18 protein-coding genes and 1 tRNA gene are annotated in these 20,506 nt (G+C 67.3%); 2 read left to right on the top strand and 17 right to left on the bottom strand.

The genetic code is table 11. From position 1 onward, the window contains the following. The coding region (locus D579_RS0112785; protein ID WP_018952225.1) for an integrase core domain-containing protein at positions 1–272 on the top strand (272 nt) is incomplete at its 5' end. Between the two features lie 158 nt (positions 273–430). Here the strand turns inward: D579_RS0112785 and D579_RS0112780 are convergent. The 15 genes from D579_RS0112780 to rnr all read right to left on the bottom strand — a co-directional run bounded on the left by D579_RS0112780 (position 431) and on the right by rnr (position 17,420). Beyond that, complete coding sequence (locus D579_RS0112780) at positions 431–1,264, bottom strand: ferritin-like domain-containing protein (protein WP_018952224.1); 834 nt, start codon at positions 1,262–1,264, stop codon at positions 431–433. 25 nt (positions 1,265–1,289) lie between these two features. Further along, entirely contained in the window at positions 1,290–2,873 is a 1,584-nt protein-coding gene (locus tag D579_RS0112775) for a multicopper oxidase family protein (RefSeq protein WP_018952223.1), read from the bottom strand. After that, the gene (locus tag D579_RS0112770; protein WP_018952222.1) at positions 2,870–5,389 is read right to left on the bottom strand and encodes a heavy metal translocating P-type ATPase; all 2,520 of its coding nucleotides are present in this window, start codon (positions 5,387–5,389) and stop codon (positions 2,870–2,872) included. Before D579_RS0112770 ends, D579_RS0112775 begins: the two co-directional genes overlap by 4 nt. A gap of 11 nt (positions 5,390–5,400) precedes the next feature. Then, on the bottom strand, positions 5,401–5,532 hold the full coding sequence (locus tag D579_RS15420) for a hypothetical protein (protein WP_017925682.1): 132 nt from the start codon (positions 5,530–5,532) through the stop codon (positions 5,401–5,403). 108 nt (positions 5,533–5,640) lie between these two features. Next, positions 5,641–5,997, bottom strand: coding sequence for a hypothetical protein (locus D579_RS15380; RefSeq protein ID WP_231376865.1), 357 nt, complete (start codon positions 5,995–5,997; stop codon positions 5,641–5,643). Positions 5,998–6,088: 91 nt separating this feature from the next. Next, positions 6,089–7,561 (bottom strand): cardiolipin synthase, encoded by a 1,473-nt coding sequence (gene cls / locus D579_RS0112755; RefSeq protein WP_018952221.1) that lies wholly within the window; start codon positions 7,559–7,561, stop codon positions 6,089–6,091. A gap of 7 nt (positions 7,562–7,568) precedes the next feature. Beyond that, complete coding sequence (locus D579_RS0112750) at positions 7,569–8,762, bottom strand: O-succinylhomoserine sulfhydrylase (RefSeq protein ID WP_018952220.1); 1,194 nt, start codon at positions 8,760–8,762, stop codon at positions 7,569–7,571. Positions 8,763–8,815: 53 nt separating this feature from the next. Beyond that, on the bottom strand, positions 8,816–9,925 hold the full coding sequence (alr, locus tag D579_RS0112745; RefSeq protein WP_026289530.1) for an alanine racemase: 1,110 nt from the start codon (positions 9,923–9,925) through the stop codon (positions 8,816–8,818). A gap of 7 nt (positions 9,926–9,932) precedes the next feature. Further along, positions 9,933–11,291, bottom strand: coding sequence for a replicative DNA helicase (dnaB, locus tag D579_RS0112740; protein WP_018144046.1), 1,359 nt, complete (start codon positions 11,289–11,291; stop codon positions 9,933–9,935). A gap of 79 nt (positions 11,292–11,370) precedes the next feature. Next, a complete protein-coding gene (gene rplI, locus D579_RS0112735) occupies positions 11,371–11,820 on the bottom strand; it encodes a 50S ribosomal protein L9 (protein WP_018144047.1) in 450 nt (149 codons plus the stop codon). 68 nt (positions 11,821–11,888) lie between these two features. Further along, positions 11,889–12,824, bottom strand: coding sequence for a hypothetical protein (locus D579_RS0112730; RefSeq protein ID WP_018168153.1), 936 nt, complete (start codon positions 12,822–12,824; stop codon positions 11,889–11,891). A 30-nt stretch (positions 12,825–12,854) separates the two neighbouring features. After that, positions 12,855–13,079, bottom strand: coding sequence for a 30S ribosomal protein S18 (gene rpsR / locus D579_RS0112725; protein WP_018144049.1), 225 nt, complete (start codon positions 13,077–13,079; stop codon positions 12,855–12,857). A 46-nt stretch (positions 13,080–13,125) separates the two neighbouring features. After that, complete coding sequence (rpsF, locus tag D579_RS0112720) at positions 13,126–13,530, bottom strand: 30S ribosomal protein S6 (RefSeq protein ID WP_018168152.1); 405 nt, start codon at positions 13,528–13,530, stop codon at positions 13,126–13,128. A 172-nt stretch (positions 13,531–13,702) separates the two neighbouring features. Continuing rightward, entirely contained in the window at positions 13,703–14,479 is a 777-nt protein-coding gene (rlmB, locus tag D579_RS0112715; protein WP_018176111.1) for a 23S rRNA (guanosine(2251)-2'-O)-methyltransferase RlmB, read from the bottom strand. 106 nt (positions 14,480–14,585) lie between these two features. Further along, positions 14,586–17,420, bottom strand: a complete 2,835-nt coding sequence (rnr, locus tag D579_RS0112710; protein ID WP_018952218.1) for a ribonuclease R — start codon at positions 17,418–17,420, stop codon at positions 14,586–14,588. 245 nt (positions 17,421–17,665) lie between these two features. Between rnr and D579_RS0112705 the strand changes: the two genes are divergently transcribed. Beyond that, positions 17,666–17,752 (top strand) — tRNA-Leu (locus D579_RS0112705). A gap of 152 nt (positions 17,753–17,904) precedes the next feature. Here the strand turns inward: D579_RS0112705 and D579_RS0112700 are convergent. Next, positions 17,905–19,206, bottom strand: coding sequence for an adenylosuccinate synthase (locus D579_RS0112700; protein WP_018144053.1), 1,302 nt, complete (start codon positions 19,204–19,206; stop codon positions 17,905–17,907). After that, on the bottom strand, positions 19,206–20,390 hold the full coding sequence (locus D579_RS0112695; protein WP_018952217.1) for an ATP phosphoribosyltransferase regulatory subunit: 1,185 nt from the start codon (positions 20,388–20,390) through the stop codon (positions 19,206–19,208). The genes D579_RS0112700 and D579_RS0112695 overlap by 1 nt, the downstream gene beginning before the upstream one ends. Between the last annotated feature and the right edge of the window lie 116 nt (positions 20,391–20,506).

Genomic DNA, 20,506 nt, shown 5'->3' with positions numbered 1-20,506 from the left:
AACACCGCCTGACCCAGCCCAGAAAGCCCCAGACGAACGGGATGGTCGAGCGCTTCAACGGGCGCATTGCCGATCTCCTGCGCACGTACCACATCGACTCCAGCGAGCAGATGCAGGACGCCCTGTACCATTACCTGTACTTGTACAACCACGCCATCCAGCAAAAGGCCCTGGGTCACCGAACGCCCGTAGCGGCCCTCAAGGCGTGGCAGCAAACCCACCCCGACTGCTTTCGAAAACGCGTTTATAACCAGCCGAGACCTGACAGCTAGGTCTTCGAACATCCTGGGCACGCTCGGCCTTTGGCCATGGCGTGCCGCACCCGCGAAGCGGGTGCCGGGGGGGGCGTAGGATGTGATGAGAGCAGCGAATCGCATCAGGGTTTCGCGCGGCGTGGGAAACGGTGCGTTTCGCTGCGCTCAACCGCACCCTACGAGGAGGTTGCGGCGGCTTGGGCCTCCAGTTGCGCCATCTCGGATTCGGTGAAGCCGGCGGCGCGGCGTGCCGCGTGCGCGAATGGTGGGCGCACGCGGCCGGGCATGTATTCGGCCAGCAGGTCGAGGAACAGCGGTTCGGGATCGAGACCGCGTGCCCGGGCCAGTTCGCGGAACCAGTGCGTACCGATCGCCACGTGCGCGACCTCCTCGCGCTGGATAATCTCCAAAAGGGCCACGGTGTCGGTGTCGCCCGCCGCTTCCAGCCGCTGGATCATGCCCGGGGTTACGTCCAGCCCGCGCGCCTCCAGTACCCGCGGCACCAGCGCCATGCGCACCATCACGTCGTGGTCGGTCGCCAGCGCCGCCTCCCACAAGCCGTTGTGGGCCGCCAGATCCCCGTAGTCCGCACCCAGCTCGAGGAGACGCGCCCGCAGCAACCGGAAGTGCCGCGCCTCCTCTGCCGCGACCTGCAGCCAGTCGCTGACAAACGGCGCCGGCATGTCGCGGAAGCGGTACACGGCATCCAGCGCCAGGTTGATCGCATTGAACTCGATGTGCGCCACCGCATGCACCAGCGCGACCCGACCGGCAGTGGTATTCAGTCCACGCCGCGGCAGCTCCTTCGGATGCACCAGCACCGGCCGCTCCGGCCGCCCCGGCACCTCCATGCGTTGCGGCGCGGGGGCATCCGTTCCCTCCAGCTCATCCGTCCACCAGGCGCGCGCCAACTCCAGCACACGCTCGCACTTGGCCTCCGGGTCGCAATCGCGCAGGGCGGCCTCGGCCGCGCGGTAGACGGCCGGGTGCGGCCGCGGTCTTTCGCTCATGGCATCCCTCTGTCGCTACGCACGGTCAGGCCCGGACGCGCACGTTCACCATCATGTCGTTGTCCTCGTGCTCCAGATTATGACAGTGGAACACGTAGAGCTGATCACCAGCGTAGTGATGGGTGAAGTCGATCGCGATGCGCACGGTCTCGCCCGGCCACAGCAGGACCGTGTCCTTCCAGCCCAGGTCCGCGACGGTCAGCCCTTGTTCGTTCACGGCCTGTTCGCGTACGAAATCCGGGCCCCCGGAGCGTGACAGCACCTGGAACGAAAAGCCATGAATATGCATCGGGTGCGGCATGCTGCGGCCCGCATTGCGGATGGTCCACACCTCCCGCGTGTTGGCATCCACCTCGATCGGCACCCGGTCAGGATCGTACGTCTCTCCGTTGATGCGCCACTGCATCGGCGCCATGTCCAGACGGATATCCCGCTGGCCGGCATCCGTCACGTCGATGGGCTCGATCCGCGACAAACGCTCGGGCACATCGGCGGTGACCGCCTCGCCCTCGCGGACCACGAATTCGAGCAATGCGAGCGGATCGCCATCGTGCATGCCGCCACCCATCATGCGACCCATGCCGCCGCCCATGCCACGCCCCATCATTCCGCCGCCCATGCCGCCACCGGCCATCGGGTCGAATTCCATGCTGTGCAGCTCGACCCGGTCGCCTCCGGCAAACGCGGCGAAGTCGACCAGGACCTCCAGGCGTTCGCCCGGCGACAGGAAGGCCTCCCGGGCCTCCCGGGGCGACTCCAGCAACCCCGCGTCGGTGCCGATGACCCGAAACGGAATGGCCTGCCCCTCCGCGCGCAGGGCCAGCCGGTAAATCCGGGCGGTGGAGCCATTCAGCAGGCGCAGGCGATGGATGCGGCGCTCCACCTCGTGCGTCGCGGCCGGCGTCATATTCACCAGCACCGCGTCGCCGAGATAGCCCATCATCCGCTGCATCGGGTTCGGCTGGTACACCAGATGGCCGAGCCGGTCGAAGCGCTTGTCCTGCAGTACCAGCGGCAGGTCGGTCGTGCCCAGCTCCAGCCCCAGCGCCTCGTTCAGCGCCTCGTTGTCGTCATCGCTCACCAGCAGGAAGCTCGCCAGCCCCTGGTGGGCCTGGCGCGCAGTCCGGTGATGGGCATGGGTGTGATACCAGTAAGTACCGCCACGGTTGGTCACTTTAAAGCGGTATTCGTACTGCTCACCGGGGTCGACCGTATGGATCGGATGTCCGTCCACCCGGCCCGGAACGTGCAGGCCATGCCAGTGGATGATCGTGCCCTCGTCGAGCTGGTTGTGCAGGGTCACGTCCAGTTCATCGCCGGTGCGCAACAAGAGGATCGGATTCTGGTAGTCATGGCCGTTCATCTGCGTCCGGTACCAGAGGAACGGGGTCTCCTCGCGCCCCGGCACCGGCAGCCACCCCTGCTCCGCGAACAGGGTGAACGGCTCGTTGGGTGCGAGGACCGCAAACGGGCCGTCCGCGCCGGGCAGAAACAGGGCGTTGTCGAAACGAGGGGCGGACACTGCATGGTTGAACAGGCTCCAACCGCCGAATGTGGTGATGACGGGAAGCGCCGCGGCCAGCCCCAGAAACTGACGTCGTTTCATCATTGCTTTTCTCCAGTACGGGATGCCGGCATGCTCCGGCGCAGCAGAATGGAATTGCCGATCACCGAGAGCGAGCTGGCGGTCATCGCGACCACCCCGATCATCGGGTGCAGCAGCCCGGCCGCGGCGATCGGGATCGCGGCGCTGTTGTAGCCCCAGGCCCAGAACAGGTTCTGCACGATCTTGCGGAAGGTCAGCCGCGACAGCTGGACGGCCTCGACGACCTTGGTCAGCTCCCCGAGCACCAGGGTCACGTCGGCCGCCTCGATCGCGACGTCGGCACCGGCCCCGATCGCAATCCCGACGTTCGCCTGCTGCAGGGCCGGGGCGTCGTTGATGCCGTCGCCGACCATTGCCACGTGCTCGCCGTACTCCTTTTGCAACTCGCGGATGGCCTCGACCTTGCCCTCCGGCAACACCCCGGCGCGCACCTCGTCGATCCCCACCTGGGCGGCCACGGCATTCGCGGTGCGCTCGTTGTCGCCAGTGACCATCACGCAGCGGATGCCGAGGGCATGCAGTTGTTCGATCGCGGCCTGCGACTCTTCCTTGAGCGTGTCGGCCACCGCGACAATGCCGGCCGCCTGGTCGCCAATGGCCACCAGCATCGCGGTCTTGCCGGCATCCTCCAGTTCCCGCAACGGCCCAAGCAGGGCCGACGGATCCAGGCCCTGCTCCTCCAGCAGGCGCTGGCTTCCCACCAGCACCCGTTCCCCGTCCAGGCGGGCCTCCACACCGCGCGCGGTGTGCGACTGGAACTGCTCGACCTCGGCGACCTCCAGTTCGCGGTCTCGCGCTCCCTGTACGATGGCGTCGGCCAGCGGGTGGGCGGAACCGGCCTCCACGGCCGCCGCGGCCCGCAGCACGCGGAACTCGTCGAAGCCCTCGGCCGGGATGACGTCGGTCAGCGCGGGCTTCCCCCGGGTGATGGTGCCGGTCTTGTCGAGCACGATCACCGCAATGTCCTTCAGGGTCTGGATCGCGGAGCCGGAGCGGATCAGCACGCCACGCTCGGCCCCCATGCCGGACCCGACCATCAGCGCGGTGGGCGTGGCCAGCCCCAGCGCACAGGGGCAGGCAATGACCAGCACGGCGATCGCCGCCAGGATCGCCAGCACCAGCGGCGGGCGTTCGGAATCGACCCAGGGCAGGAAGCCCTCGCCCCAGACCAGGATCGGCTGCAACTCCCCGGAGAACGCCAGCCAGGCCGCGAACGCGGCCAGCGCGATCACCAGCACCGCCGGCACGAAGCGCGCGGTGATGCGGTCCGCCAGTTCCTGCACCGGCACGCGCGAGCCCTGCGCCTCGTTGACCAGGCGGATTACCTGCGAAAGGAAGGTATCGGCGCCGACGCGGGTGGCGCGCACCTTCAATCGCCCCTGTTGGTTCAGGGTGGCGCCAAGCACGGTGTCGCCCTCGCCCTTGTCCACCGGGACCGACTCGCCGGTGGCAATGGACTCGTCCACGGTGCTCTCGCCCGCCACCACCTCGCCATCGGTGGGTACCTTCTCGCCCGGGCGCACGATCATCACGTCCCCCACCTGGAGCGACTTGACCGACACCTCGACCTCCTCGCCATCACGCTCGACCCGGGCGGTCTTCGCACCCAGATCCAGCAGCTTGCGAATCGCCGAGGAGGCCTCGCCCTTGGCGCGGTACTCCAGATAGCGCCCAAGCATGTGGAAGGCCATGATGGTCGCGGCCATCTCGATGAACGAGGTCATCGGATAGACGAAACCGACCAGCCCGATCAGGTAGGGCGGCAGCGAGCCCATGGAGATCAGCACGTCCATGTTCAGGTTGCCGCTCTTCAGCGAACGCCAGGCGGAACGATGCGTGGCCGCGCCCCCGGCCAGGAACACCACCGGGAAGGCCAGCAACGCGATAATCAGCAGATAGCCTGGGATCGGCTGCCAGAACATGTGCGGCATCATCAGGACCATGATCGCGATGGTCGGCACCATCGCGAACCACAAACGGTTCCAGGCCTGCTTCACGTAGGCGGCGTCGATCGCCGCGTCGTCCGCCTCGCTGGCGGCATCGTCGGTCTCCACCGCCGCCACGTCATAGCCGGCCCCCTCCACTGCCGCTCGCAGGACCTCGCCATCGGGCCCGTCCGCCGCCACCTCCACCGTCACCCGGTGGTCGGAGATGTTGGTGCGTATGGATTCGATCCCGGCGAGCTTCTCGATCGCCGCGCGCACGATGCCGGCGCAGTGATCCGAGCCCATGCCCGGCACCACCAGCCGCACCGAACCGGATCCCCCGGCCCCGCCCTCGACCTGCGCGACGTCGTAGCCGGCGCCTTCCACCGCGGCGCGCAGCCCCTGCGGGTCGACCTGGTCGGGGTCATACCCCACCGTCACCCGGTGCCGGGCGATATTGGTCCCCACCGAGGTCACCCCCGGGGTCTTTTCCAGCGCCGCGCGCACGATGCCCCCGCAGTGGTCCGACCCCATGCCGGGGACGATGACCACCGCCTCGCGGGCGGTCGCCGGCTTCGTTTCTGACGTCGTCATCGCGTGACTCCTTACCGGCCACCGAACAAATACTTGATCAACGCGGCGATCGCGAGGATCAGCAGTACCAGGACCAGAAGCCCGATCAGGCCTCCGCCCAGACCCATACCGCCCAGCCAGCCAAAACCTTGTTCATTCATCATGATGGAGTCCTCCCAAGGACTTAAATTCAACGGCGATACGCGGTTTCGCGTATCGAGGGGGCGATCCGCAATCGCCCGGGGCCGGGCGGACGCCCGGCCAGGGAGGACTCAGAGAGGGGGACGCAGATCCGGGCCCGAACGGGCGCCGGGACCCATGGCCACGGCCCCCGGAACGGGGCGGGACAGCGATGCTGTGACCGGCTTGGTCACGGAGGAAGGCAAGGCGGAGGCCCCGCAGATACCGCAAACCGCGCACGGCATCTCGCAGCCCGAGAAGTCCGCCTGAACCGCGGGGTCCAAAGGCAGGGGGTCCGAGGGCGAGGTGGCGCCTTGATCCGGACAGTGGCCCGGCGTGGCGATTGCCGCCCCGTGATCCCCATGCATCATGCCCGCACCGGCGATCGGCGCCAGCAACAGCGCGGCGGCAATCAGCAGAGTCAGCAGATGGGACAGGGCTCGCGACACGGGCAGGCCTCGAAAGAGCATTCTTTTTACAAGTCTAGCAGCGTCGCGGACCGTTCACATGAGATAGATCAAGCAGGGAAGCACAAGAACATTACAGCACCGGCGCCAGCAGGTAGGCGGCACGCGCGGCCACGCGGCGCCAGAGCGGAAGATCGTTCACGTCCTGCGGAGTCATCTCGCGGGAACGGGCAAAGTCGGCCTCGAACATGCGCGCCGTCTCGCGCGCGAAGGCCGGGTCCAGCACCAGTGCCGTGACCTCGAAGTTCAGCCGGAAGGAACGGTTGTCCAGGTTCACGGTACCCACGGCCGCGCCCATGTCGTCCACCACGAACGCCTTGCCGTGCAGGAAGCCTTCCTCGTAACGATAGATGCGCACGCCGGCGTCCAGCAGCGGCCCCAGGAAGGCGTAGGCCGCATGCGTGGTCAGCGGGTTGTCGGTGACCTCGGGAATCAGCACGCGCACGTCGACGCCGCTCAAGGCGGCCAGCTTGAGCATGCCCTGCACGCCCTCGTCGGGCACGAAGTACGGGCTGGCGATCCAGATGCGCCGGTCCGCCGCGTGGATCGCCTGCTGCATCATCAGGCTGGCGGTCTCGAATTCGTCGGCCGGACCGGAGGGCAGGATCAGCACCGGCACCCCGTCCTCCGCCATGGTCGCCGGCTTCCATTCCAGCTCCGGGACCGCCTCGGTGGCCCAGTGCCAGTCCTCAAGGAACACCGACTGCAACGCGAGGGCGGACGGCCCCGCAATGCGCAGGTGGGTGTCGCGCCAGGCACCGATTGCCGGATCGCGGCCCAGGTACTCGTCGCCCACGTTCAGCCCGCCGACCCACGCCTGTTCGCCATCGGCGACCACGATCTTGCGATGATTACGGAAGTTCAGCTGGAAGCGATTGCCGCGTCCGCGGGTGGAGTGAAAGTGCTGCACATGGACGCCCGCCTCACGCAGGGTGTCCAGGTAGCTCCCGGGCAGGCGGTAGCTCCCGATCTCGTCATACAGGAAATAGACCTCGATACCGGCCTCGGCACGCTCCACCAGCCGGCGCTGGAGTTCGCGCCCGATCGCGTCGTCACGCACGATATAGAACTGCACCAGCAGGTAGCGTTCGGCCTGCTCGATGCCGCGAAAGATGCTGTCGAAGGTCGCCTCGCCGTCCACCAGCAGCTCGACCTCGTTGCCGTGGAGAAACGGCCAGCGGGCGAGCTGCTGTACGCCATCCAGGTGCTTGCTCGGTTCCTGCGCGACGTACTGGTGCGACCACAGCTCCTCGGTCTTCGGCTGCAGCGCGCGGGCCAGGCTGGAGTCCTCGTCGCGGCGCGCCACGACATAGCCGCGAAACTCGCTGGCGCCGAACACCCAATAGGCCGGGACAGCCACATACGGCACGGTGTTGAGTGAAACGATCCAGGCCACCGCGCCCTGCGATGTGCGGGTGGACATCAGCGCATCCAGCGAGGACAGGAAGCCCAGCAGGTGGAACGCAATGACCACAGTCAGCAGGACGCGCCAGCGCGGGCGCCGCCGGCGCGGCTGCGAACGGGCCTCCCCGCTGGAAGCCGACATACCCGTCTCAGCCCAGGGCGTCGAGGCCGCGCGCCAGATCGCGCTGGATATCGGCGACGGCCTCGAGCCCGACCGCGACCCGCACCAGGGCCTCGGTAATGCCCTGGGCCTCGCGCTTCTCCGGGTCCACGCGACCGTGGGTGGTGGTGGCCGGATGGGTAATGGTGGTCTTGGCATCCCCCAGGTTCGCGGTGATCGACAGGAACTGCGTGGCGTCGATCACCGACCAGGCGGCGTCGCGTCCGCCGGCGACCTCGAAACTCAGCACCCCGCCGAAGCCGCTTTGTTGCTGCTTCGCGATCGCGTGCTGCGGGTGATCTTCGAGGCCGGGGTAATGCACGGCCGTGACCGCGGGGTGGGATTGGAGCCACTGCGCCAGATTGAGCGCGTTATCGCTATGCGCGCGCATGCGCAGGGGCAGCGTCTCCAGCCCCTTCAGGAACACCCAGGCGTTGAACGGCGACAACGTCGGACCCGCGGTGCGCAGGAAGCCGTAGACCTCCTTGCCCACCCGCTCGGCGTCGCCCACCACGGCACCGCCGAGGCAGCGGCCCTGGCCGTCAAGGAACTTGGTCGCCGAGTGGATAATGATATCGGCGCCCAGATCCAGCGGGCGCTGCAGGATCGGCGTGCAGAAGCAGTTGTCCACCGCGAGCAGCACGTCGTGGCGATGGGCGATGTCGGCCAGCGCACGGATGTCCACCACCTCGCCCAGCGGGTTGGATGGCGTCTCGCAGAAGTACAGCCGCGTGTTCGACTGCGTCGCCTGTTCCCAGGCCTCGAGGTTCGACAGCTCGACGTAGGTCACCTCGACGCCGAAACGCGCCAGGTAGTTGTTGAACAGCACGGTGGTGGTCCCGAACACCGAGCGCGAACAGACCACGTGATCGCCCGCCTTCAGCAGGCCCATCATGGTCGCCAGGATCGCGGACATCCCGGAGGCGGTCGCCACGCAAGCCTCGCCGCCTTCCAGCGCGGCCAGGCGGTCCTGGAAGGTGCGCACGGTGGGGTTGGTGAAGCGCGAATAGATATTGCCCGGGACCTCGCCACCGAAGCGCGCGGCGGCCTCCGCGGCCGAGCCGAACACGAAGCTCGAGGTCGGGAAGATCGCCTCGGAGTGCTCGCCCTCGGGCGTGCGCTGGTAGCCATAGCGGATGGCGACGGTCTGCGGGTCGTATTCGCTGGGATCGAAATCGGTCATTGGGGTCTCTCGGGCCACGGATTGCTGACCGGACAGTGTACCCGGCGTTTTCGTCAGTTTCCGGGCTGCAGCCGGTCCGCCACGCGCGTGAGCACGTCGTAGCTGATGGTGCCCGCCGCGCGGGCGACCCGCTCCACCGGCAGGCCCTCGCCCCACAACGTCGCCATGGCACCGACCTGCACCTCCGGCAACCCGGACAGGTCCACCGCCAGCATGTCCATGGAGACACGCCCGATCAACGGGCAGAGCCGGTCCTGCACAAGGATCGGCGTGCCCGACGGGGCATGCCGCGGGTAGCCATCGGCATATCCCATTGCCACGATCCCGGCACGGCCCGGAGCGGCGGCGGTCCAGGTCGCGCCATAGCCCACCGTACTGCCAGGCTCGAGAGGCTGGGTGGCGATGATCGGGGCGCGCACGGTCATCGCCGGGCGCAGATCACCGTCCGGACCCTCCGGGAGATGCTCGACGGGGACCGAGGCCGGATGCGCGCCGTAGAGCATGATGCCGGGGCGTGCCCAGTAGTCGCCGGGCGCCGCCGACGCCCCGCCCTTGCCCCAGCCGGCGAACAGGGCCGCCGAATTGGCCACGCTACGGAGCCCCGGAAAAGCGGAAACCGTCGCGCCGAATTGTTCCAGCTGGCAAGCATTCTGCGGATGCCCGGGCTCGTCGGCGCACGCCAGGTGCGTCATCCAGTGCAGGCCACCGCACCCGTGTCCGGCGGCCTGCAAACGCGTGGCGACGCGCTTTGCCACCTGCGGCGCGAAACCCAGGCGATTCATGCCGGTGTTGAGTTTGACCCAGACCACGGGAAGCACCACGCCAGCGGCGTCGAGATGGTCAAGCTGCGTCGCGTCGTGCAGCACGGGCTGCAGGTCGAACTCGGTACAGGCACGCGCTTCGGAGACTTCGCGCGGGCCCTGCAACACGAGGAGTGGGCCGCCGAAGCCGGCAGCGCGCAAGGCGCGGGCCTCGCCGATCTGAGAGACCGCCAAACCATCGCTCGTCTGTGCAAGGGCCTCGGCCGCCCACAGCAGACCATGGCCGTAGCCCTCGGCCTTGATGACCGACCACATCGGAACGCCCGGCGCCAAGCGGCGCGCCACACCCAGGTTGTGTCGGAGCGCCTCGGGATGGAGCTGGATGCTGGCCGCGCGTCTCACGTCGTGCCTAGTGGCCGATCTCGCCGTAGACGTCGGGGGCGTAGTTCTCGAAACGGGTGAACTGCCCGTGGAAGGTCAGGCGCACGGTCCCGATGGGACCATTACGCTGCTTGGCAATAATGATCTCCGCCGTGCCCTTGTCGGGCGACTCGTCGTTGTAGACCTCGTCGCGATAAACGAAGGCGATGATGTCCGCATCCTGTTCAATGGCCCCGGACTCGCGCAGGTCGGACATCACCGGGCGTTTGTTCGGACGCTGTTCCAGCGAACGGTTGAGCTGCGACAACGCGATCATCGGCACACTCAGCTCCTTCGCCAGGGCCTTCAAGCCACGCGAGATATCCGAGATCTCGTTGGCGCGATTCTCGCTGCTGCCGGGGGATTGCATCAGCTGCAGGTAGTCGACCACGATCAGGCCCAGGCCCTTGTGTTCGCGCATCAACCGCCGGGTCCGTGCTCGCAGCTCGGTGGGCGAGAGCGCCGGCGTATCGTCGATGTACAGCGGGGCCTCGGACAGCATCTGCACCGCGCTGGTCAGGCGCGGCCAGTCGCCATCCTCCAAGCGTCCGGAGCGCAGTTTCTGCTGGTTGATCCGCCCCATCGAGGACAGCAGGCGAATGGCCAGCTGCTCACCCGGCATCTCCATGGAGAAAATCGCGACCGGCTCGGAGTTCTTCATCGCCACATACTCGGCAATGTTCATCGCGAACGAGGTCTTCCCCATCGAAGGCCGCCCGGCCACGATCACCAGATCGCCCGGATTCAGCCCCGAGGTCAGGGCATCCAGATCCTGGTAACCGGTGGCAATCCCGGTGATCGGATTCTGGCTTTCGTAGAGATACTCGATCTGGTCCACCGCCGCCGTCAGCAGTGGCTTCATCCCGCGAAAGCCCTGAGCCCCGCGCGCACCCTGCTCGGCGATGCGGAAGACCTTCTGCTCCGCCACGTCCAGCAGCTCCTTGGAACCGCGGCCGTCCGGGGTATAGGCGGAATCGGCAATCTCGGTACCTACCGAGATCAGCGAACGCAGGATAGAGCGCTCGCGGACGATATCCGCATAGGCCACGATGTTGGCCGCACTCGGCGTCTCGGCGGCCAGCCGTCCGAGATAGGCCATGCCCCCGGCCGATTCCAGCTCGGTCGTGCGATCCAGCTGCTCCGACACGGTGACCATGTCGAACGGGGCATTACGATCCGCCAACGCGGACACCGCCCGGAAGATCAGGCGGTGATCATGGCGGTAGAAGTCGTCTGCAGTGATGCGGTCCGCCACCCGGTCCCAGGCAGCGTTATCCAGCATCAGCCCTCCGAGGACCGCCTGCTCGGCCTCCTCGGAATGCGGGGGGACCCGCGGGTTCGGGATCATGGGCGAGTTCATGCGACGAACCCGCCCATGTGCCGGGTATCAGCGACCCGGTGGGGCCACCCTCCCGACATCCGGCGGATCACTCTTCGCCGATCACGACGACGCGGATGTCGACGTCCACGTCCGAGTGCAGGTGCAGGCCGATCTCGAATTCACCGGTGGTGCGCAGCGGACCTTCCGGCATGCGCACTTCGCGCTTTTCGACTTCGGTACCCTTGGCGGTCAGCGCGTCGGCGATGTCCGCCGGGCCGATGGAGCCGAACAGCTTGCCTTCGCCACCGGACTTCGCGGTGATCTCGAGCACGGTTGCGTCCAGCTTTTCCTTGCGGGCCTCGGCCGCAGCCAGGGCCTCGGCCGCCGCCTTTTCCAGTTCGGCGCGACGCGCCTCGAATTCGGCGATGTTCTCGGCGGTGGCAAACTTGGCCTTGCCCTGCGGCAGCAGGAAGTTGCGCGCAAAGCCCGGACGCACGTTGACGCGGTCGCCCAGGGTGCCCAGGTTATCGATCTTTTCCAGCAGAATGACTTCCATCTTTGGTATTCCTGTAACGTTTGATCAGCCCCCGAAGGGGCGCATTCTACACCGGTCTCGGACCGGTCTCACGGATTGTTGTCACTGTCCTGCCCGCCCTGCGCGGAACCGGGGCCCAGTCGCGAGCGGATATCCGCCCAGGCGTCGATCACCCCGATGGTGGCCAGCAGCAGAAACATCTGCGGCATGGCCAGGGCCAGGAGCACGTACATCCCCACCAGCCAGAAACTGCTCATCCCCTGCCGGAAGGTCAGCGCGTGCATCAGCGCGATCCCCTGCAGGAAGAACAGCACCGCCAGGATGAACGCCAACTCGGTGGCCACCGGGACCGGGCCCAGATGACCGATACCGGCCAGCAGCAGCGTGACGGCACTCAGCATCCGCCCGAACTGCAGGCCCCGGAACTCCTCGCCGAACGCCCCCGGGTTGTACAGCAGTGCCTGCCAGTAGCGACCCAGCAGCACGGCCAGCGTCAAGCTCAGCAGCAGGATCCCGGCCAAGAGCCCGGTCAGGTACGGCGCCGCGCGGCGCAGCCCCGCCTCCAACTCCTGTGGCCCGGTGTCGCTGCCCTCGACCAGAGGCCCCAGCAGGGCCATGCCCGCCTCGGCCCAGGTGGACTCGAGATCCGGCACCAGCAGGTGCACGGCCAGCACGCCGACCCCGGCGACCGCGGCGGCGACCTGCAGCGTCATGCGCCACGAGATCGTGCGCCGCAGCAGCTCGGCGAGCAGCGCCACTGGCGCCCACTGCACCACCCCGGCAACCACCCCCGCGAACAGCGGGGCCTCCGGGATCAGGACAAACATCGCCACCCCGAGCACCACTGCGGACAGCACCATCACCAGGAGTGCCTGGCGCAGGCCGATGCGCAGCCCCACGAGGGCGATCAGCGCACTGCTGAGCAGCGCCACCGGAGGCAGGAACAGGCCCGCCACGCCAAAGGCGGAAACCGCGCCTACGGCGCGGCTCCGGCTTTTCATCGCAAATTCGGCCAGTACGCGCATGGCGACGGCCCCGGCGAACCGGTGCGGGACTTAGTGGTTATCGCTGTACGGCAGCAGGGCCAGGAAGCGCGCACGCTTCACCGCCGTGGCCAGCTGGCGCTGATACTTCGCGCTGGTGCCAGTGACACGGCTGGGCACGATCTTGCCAGTCTCGGTCACAAAACCCTTCAACAGATTCAGGTCCTTGTAATCGATGTACTCGATGCCTTCGGCGGTGAACTTGCAATACTTGCGGCGACGCGGAAAACGGGCCATGTCAGATCTCCTTCAATGATTCGGTCAACGAACGGGCGGGCGGGATTTACTCGGCGGAAGCCGAGTCGTCGGAGGCGCCTTCGCCACCCTCGTCGTCACGCTCGCGGCGACGGCCCTTGCCACTCTCCTCTTCCTGGCCCTTGGCCAGCGGGGAGATCTCGGTCACGGCCTCTTCCATGCGCATTGCCAGGTGGCGCAGCACGGCATCGTTGAACCGGAAGGCACTGGCGAGCTCTTCCATCGCCTCTTCCGAGGCCTCGATGTTCATGAGCACGTAGTGGGCCTTCACCAGCTTCTGGATCGGGTAGGCCAGCTGACGGCGGCCCCAGTCTTCCAGGCGGTGGATCTTGCCTTCATGACCTTCGACCAGACCCTTGTAGCGCTCGATCATCGCCGGGACCTGCTCGCTCTGGTCCGGGTGGACCAGGAATACAACTTCGTAATGACGCATCGGGAACTCCTTGCGGGTATCAGCCTCCCGTCAAATGCGGTGAGGCAAGGGTTCGACCCAGCGGACGCAGCCGCAGGGCAGAAAGGCGCGACACGATAACCGAAGCGGGCGCCAACAACAAGCAGGGAGCCGGCGAAACAGGGGTTTGCACCGCCCATGGGAAGGCTACCAGCTACGCAGAACCAGCCGGCGGACCTTCGCGGCGCTGACGGACCGCCTCGAACAGGGTGACGCCGGTGGCGACGGAGACGTTGAGGCTTTCTACCGCGCCCTGCATCGGCAGGGCCGCGAGGTGGTCACAGGCCTCCCGGGTCAGACGCCGCAGGCCCTCGCCCTCGGCCCCCATGACGATCGCGGTCGGCGGGCGCAGGTCCAGGTCATAGAGGCTCTCACCCCCCTCCCCGGCCAGGCCTACGGTCCACATCCCGGCATCCTTCAGGGCTGCCAGCGTCCGCGCGAGATTGCCGACCGTCACCACCGGCACGGTCTCGGCGGCCCCGGACGCCACCTTGATGGCGGCGGGGGTCAATGCGGCGCTGTGATGGCGCGGCATGACCACCGCCCCGGCCCCGGCCGCATCCGCGGTCCGCAGGCAGGCCCCGAGATTGTGCGGGTCGGTCACCCCATCGAGCACCAGCAGCAGATCCAGGCCATCGCGCACCCGGGTGATCAGGGCCTTTTCGTCCAGCAGCGGGCGCGGCGTGCAGTGCACGACCACACCCTGGTTCTGGAACCCCGGAAGCTGTTGATCGAGCCGCTCGCGGCCTACCCGCTCGATCGAGATACCCCGCGACTGCGCCAGCGCTCGCAGGCGCTCCAGGGCGGGTTCGATGGGGTCGGGCGCCAGCTGCAGTCGCTTGACCCGCTCCGGGGCCCGCTGCAACACGGCGGCCACTGCGTGGATGCCACCAAAGGTCTCGGCGCGGCTACCCTTGCCCCCCTTGCTCATCGCGGACCTCCGCCACGGCGATCCCGCCACGGGTCAACGCCCCGGCGGACACCGTCTGAGCAGCCCCCGAGCAAGCGAGGGAACAGACGCGGGTTCACCCGGCGCCTCAGGACGAGGACGGACGTCGACGACGGCTGCGGCCACGTCCGGACCCAGAGGATTCCTTGGCCTTGGCCGGGCGATCCGCACTCGGCTCGACAATGGTATTTCCGTCCTTGTCGGCCTCGGGGCGCGGCGGCGGAACCGCCTCGTTGCCCGGTTCCGGGGCATCGCTGTTGCCTTCATCCGGCGCGTTCCGCGGGCGGCGTGCGTTGCCCCGGCCACGTCCGCTGCCCCGGGTCCGTTCATTCCCCGGGCTTGCTTCATTCCCCGGGCTTGCTTCATTCCCCGGGCTTGCTTCATTCCCCGGGCTTGCTTCATTCCCTGGGCTCGCCTCATTCCCCGGGCTTGCTTCATTCCCTGGGCTCGGCTCTTTCTCCGAGCTCGGTTCTTTCGCCGGGCTCGGCTCGGCAGCAGGGCTCGTGTCGCCACCGGCGGCCCCACGGCGGCGGCCACCACGACGGCGGCGCTTCTTCTTCGGCGCCGGGGCATCATCGTCGGCCGCGGGCGCCTCCGGCCCGGCTGCTGTGGGTTTTGCCTCAGGCTCGGGCGCTGCTGCGGTTGGTTCGGCGGCGGCCTCGACCGGCGCCGCATCGGCATCCTTGCGGCGCTTGCTACGACGGCTGCGCTTTTTCGGCGGCGGAGCGGCGGGACTCGGCTGGCCCGCTTCCTGGGCCAGGGCCAGATCGATCTTGCGATCATCCAGGCTCACCCGGGCCACCTGCACCTGGAGCTCGTCGCCGATACGGAACACCCGGCCACCGCGTTCGCCGGTCAGGCTGTGGCGTGCCGGGTCAAAGTGGTAGAAGTCGTTGTCGAGGCTGGTCACGTGCACCAGGCCCTCGATGTAGACGTCCTTGATCTCCACGAACAGACCGAACCCGGTGACTCCGGAGACCACGCCGGGGAAGGTCTCGCCGACCTTGTCCTGCATGTACTCGGCCTTCAGCCAGGCCACCGCGTCGCGGGTCGCGTCGTCGGCGCGTCGCTCGGCCATCGAGCAATGCTCACCCAACTGCTCCATGTCGCCATGCGAGTACGGAAAGGCCTTGCCACTGCCCTTGCGCAGCACATGGCGAATACCGCGATGCACCAGCAGGTCCGGATAGCGGCGGATCGGCGAGGTGAAGTGCGCGTAGTCGTCCAGCGCCAGACCAAAGTGGCCATCGAGCTCCGGGGCATACACGGCCTGGCTCAGCGAACGCAGCAGCACGGTCTGGATCAGCTGCTGGTCGGTGCGCTGGCGCGCTGCCTTCAGGACTTCGGTGTAGTCGGCGGGGCTCGGCTCGTCACCACCGCCCAGGCTCAGACCCGCGCCATTGAGGAAGTCGCGCAGGTCATCGATCTTGTCCGACGGCGGCTGATCATGGATGCGGTACAGCGCCGGCACCTTGTGCTTCTTGAGGAAGCGCGCGGCGGCCACGTTGGCCATGATCATGCACTCCTCGACCAGGCGATGCGCATCATTGCGCACCGTCGGCACGATCTTCTCGATCTTGCGGTCCTCGCCAAAGACGATCTTGGTCTCGGTGGTGTCGAAATCGATCGCGCCCCGGCGATTGCGCGCCGCGTGCAGGGCCTTGAAGGCCTGGTGCAGGGTCTCCAGGTTCGGCATCACATGCGCGTTCTGCTCACGTTGCGCCGCGTCGCCGTCGAGCATCGCGGCCACGTCCTCGTAGATCAGGCGGGCGTGCGAACGGATCAGTCCCTCGTGGAAGCGATAGCTCTTCAGCGCCCCGCGCGCACCGATCTCCATCTCGCAGATCATGCTCAAACGATCCACGTTCGGATTCAGCGAGCACAGACCGTTGGACAGGGCCTCCGGCAACATCGGGATCACGTTGTTCGGGAAGTACACCGAGGTGCCGCGCGTGCGCGCCTCGCGATCCAGCGCGGCGTCACGCTGGACGTAGTGCGACACGTCGGCGATCGCAACCCACAGCCGCCAGCCCTTGCCTTCCGGCTCGCAGTACAGGGCGTCGTCGAAGTCGCGGGCGTCGTCGCCATCGATGGTGACAAACGGCTTCTCGCGCAGGTCCAGGCGATCCTTCTTGTCCGCCTCGGCCACCTCGGCGCCCAGCTCGTCGGCCGCCGCGGTGACCTCGTCCGGCCACTCGTGCGGCAGGGCGTGGGCACGGATCGCGATGTCGATCTCCATGCCCGGTGCCATGTGCTCGCCCAGCACTTCCTGCACGTCCCCACGCAGGCGCGCCGTGCGCGAAGCGGATTCACGGATGCGCACGACCACGATCTGGTCGTCCTCCGCCTCGCCCAGGCCGTCCGGCGGCACCAGGATGTCGTGGGTGATGCGCTTGTTGTCCGGGGTCAGGATGCCGACACCGTCCTCGATCTTCAGGCGCCCGACCACCTGGGTGGTGTTGTGCTCCAGGACCTCGACAATCCCGCCCTCGCGGCGGCCGCGACGATCAACGCCCATGACCCGGGCCAGAACCCGGTCGCCATGAAATACCCCGCGCATCTGCTTCGGCGACAGGAACAGGTCGTCATCCTGCTCGTCCGGCACCAGAAAACCAAAACCATCCGGGTGACCGATCACGCGCCCACGGATCAGGTCTTCCTGGTTGACCGGCAGATAGGCACCGCGACGGTTGCAAAGGGCCTGCCCATCGCGCTCCATCGCCTTCAGGCGGCGGCGCAGGGCCTCGAGGCGATCGTCGTCGTCGATCTTCAGACGTTCCGCGATCTCGTCGTAGGACAACGGATTGTCGGCTTCCTGCAGAAGCCCGAGGATGAACTCGCGACTGGGGATGGGGTTGTCGTATTTCTGCGCCTCGCGCTCGAAATTGGGATCGGCGGGGGTCTTGCGACGTTGTCTTGGCATTCAGTGAACTCTGTGGATGTTGCAATGGGCAGCCCCTCGCCGGGAATCCGGCTGGGCGCGCAAAGCGCCCATTATGAGGCATGCGGAATTTTGTTGCGCAGGGGACGCGTTTGCGCGCCCCCTGCCGACCACACCGGAGGGAAACATTCCCGCTCCGGGGCGTTGACAGCCCCCCAGCCGCGCTCTATATTGCGCGCTCCTGAAGCGCAGGACACACGGTTTCCTCATTGTGTGTCGTCCCTCGTGCCGAGGTGGCGGAATTGGTAGACGCGCTAGCTTCAGGTGCTAGTGGGGGTAACCCCGTGGAGGTTCAAGTCCTCTCCTCGGCACCATTTTTCAGCTGTATTCGAATCCCTGTTATACGCGAAGCGACACCCGTGAGGGTGGCGGATTTTCTGCGTGGCGAATCCCGCCTGCTCCACCACTCGGCGCGCCGGAGCCCGCACGGTGGTGCGCGCCCCGACGTGCCCAGAGAGACACGCAATCAGCTGTCGAACGGGTCGCGCAACACCAGGGTCTCGTCACGATCGGGCCCCGTGGAGACCATGTCGACCGGCACCCCGACCACCTCGCTCAGGCGCTCCAGATAGGCGCGGGCATTAGCCGGCAACTGGTCATACTCGCGGATCCCGACCGTGGATTCCGTCCACCCCGGCATCTCCTCGTAGATCGGCGTGCAGGCCGCATAGGCCTCGGCGCCGGACGGCGGCGCCTCGCGGGTCTCGCCATCGCAGTTGTAGCCCACGCAGATCTGCACGTTCTCCAGGCCGTCCAGCACATCCAGCTTGGTCATGCACAATCCGCTGATGCTGTTCACCTTGACGGCCCGCTTCAGCGCGACGGCATCGAACCAGCCGCAGCGCCGTGCGCGCCCCGTGGTGGAACCGAACTCATTGCCCTGCCGCGCCAGGTGTTCACCCATGTTGTCGAACAGCTCGGTCGGGAACGGTCCGGCGCCCACCCGGGTCGTGTAGGCCTTGGTGATCCCCAGCACGTAGTCGAGGTCGCGCGGCCCCACACCCGACCCGGTGGACGCACCACCCGCGGTGGTATTCGACGAGGTCACGAACGGATAGGTGCCGTGGTCGATGTCCAGCAGCGTGCCCTGGGCCCCCTCGAACATGACGTCCTTGCCCTGCTCGCGCAGCTTGTGCAGGCGGCCCGCCACGTCGGTGACCATCGGCTGCAGGCGCTCGGCGTGCGCCAGGCACTGCTCCAAGACCTCTTGCTGGTCGATGGTCGGGGCCTTGAAGTAATGCTTCAGCGCGAAGTTGTGATAGTCCATCACCTCGCCCAGCTTGGCCGCCAGGCGTTCGCGGTGGAACAGATCGTCCAGGCGCAGGCCCCGGCGCGCAACCTTGTCCTCGTAGGCAGGACCAATGCCGCGCCCGGTGGTCCCGATCGCGGCCTTGCCACGGGCCTTTTCGCGCGCCAGGTCGAGGGCCACATGGTAGGGGAGGATCAGCTGGCAGGCATCCGACAGGCGCAGACGGTCCGCCACCGGCACACCCTTGGCCTCCAGTTCTTCCATCTCGGTGATCAGAGCCTCGGGCGAGAGCACCACGCCATTGCCGATCATGCATTCCACGCCCTCCCGCAGGATGCCCGACGGGATCAGGTGGAGCACGGTCTTCTCACCATCGATCACCAGGGTATGCCCGGCATTGTGTCCGCCCTGGAAGCGCACGACGGCCGCGGCATCCTCGGTCAGACGATCGACAATCTTGCCCTTGCCCTCGTCACCCCACTGGCTGCCCAGTACGACTACAAAACGTCCCATCGCCATCAATGCTCCACTACTGTCCATTCCCCGGCGCGCTGCTCGAGCCGCGCGCCCCCGGGTACTTCGTTGTCCTGGCCTTCCAGCTCGCGCACTACGCGCACGCCACGGGCACGGAGATCCGCAATGGCCGCTTCCAGCGCCACATCGCCGGTGGCCGGTGCCAGTACCGTCTGACGAGGCGTCATCGGCGCCCCGGCCTCGCGGCGCACGAAGGCGCGCAAATCGGTGCTGAAACCGGTGGCCGCCCGTGCGCGGCCGAAGACGCGACCGATCTCGTTATAACGGCCACCGCGCGCGATCGCCTGGCCGGACCCGGGCACGAAGGCCGCGAACACCAGACCGGTGTGATAGGCATAGCCGCGCAGCTCGGCCAGGTCCAGGTGCAGGTCCAGGCCCGGCTCGCTCGCCTCAAGCCGTGCGACCACTGCCTGCAGGTGATCCAGCGCCACCGCCACCTCGGCGGGTGCACCGGCCAGGGCGCGACGGGCAGCGTCGAGTACCGTGGCATCGCCATTCAGATCCACCAGGGAGCGCAGCCGCGCACAGGCCGCCGGATCCATGCCGCCGGCCTCCCAGGCCGCGAGGGTCTGTTCGATCTCGGGCACGCTCTTGCGCTGGAGTTGATCGAAAAATTCCTGCTCCTGGCTCGCGTCCAGACCCGCATCCTGCGCCAGGGCGCGATAGATCCCGACGTGGCCAAGATCCATGCTAGGACGCTCCACTCCGCAGGCAGCCAGGGTCGCCAGCATCAAGCGGATAATCTCGAGATCACTATCGATCCCGTCATGACCAAACAGCTCGGCCCCGGCCTGGAGCGGACTGCGTGAACCCGACCATTCATCTGCCCGGGTACGCAGCGCACTGCCCACGTAACAAAGCCGATTCGGGCCCTGGACACGCAGACGGTGAGCATCGATCCGCGCCACTTGCGGGGTCAGGTCGGCGCGCACGCCCATCATGCGGCCCGTGAGCTGATCCGTCAGCTTGAAGGTCTGCAAATCCAATGCGTGCCCGGCACCCGTCAACAGGGACTCCAGATACTCCGCCAGCGGCGGCATCACCAGGTCATAGCCCCAGGTGTCGAACTGGTCCAGCACGCGCCGGCGGAGGTCCTCCAGACGGCGCGCAGCATCCGGAAGGGCCTCCTCCAGCCCGTCCGGCAGCAACCAGCGGTTGATATCGGTCATCTCGTCCCTGCTCTTGTGCTGTGATCCGCCACGCCCGAGTGGCGGCCCGGCAAAAATCGGGCCCGGAATCTTCCGGGCCCGTTGCAAACGGCCACCTTCGAGGCGGCCACGGCGGA

The organism is Thioalkalivibrio sp. AKL12, from assembly GCF_000377925.1.
In the GTDB taxonomy this organism is placed as follows: domain Bacteria; phylum Pseudomonadota; class Gammaproteobacteria; order Ectothiorhodospirales; family Ectothiorhodospiraceae; genus Thioalkalivibrio; species Thioalkalivibrio versutus.
The sequence above is the reverse complement of the archived record's forward strand: the minus strand, read 5'-3'. Positions and strand labels throughout refer to the sequence as shown.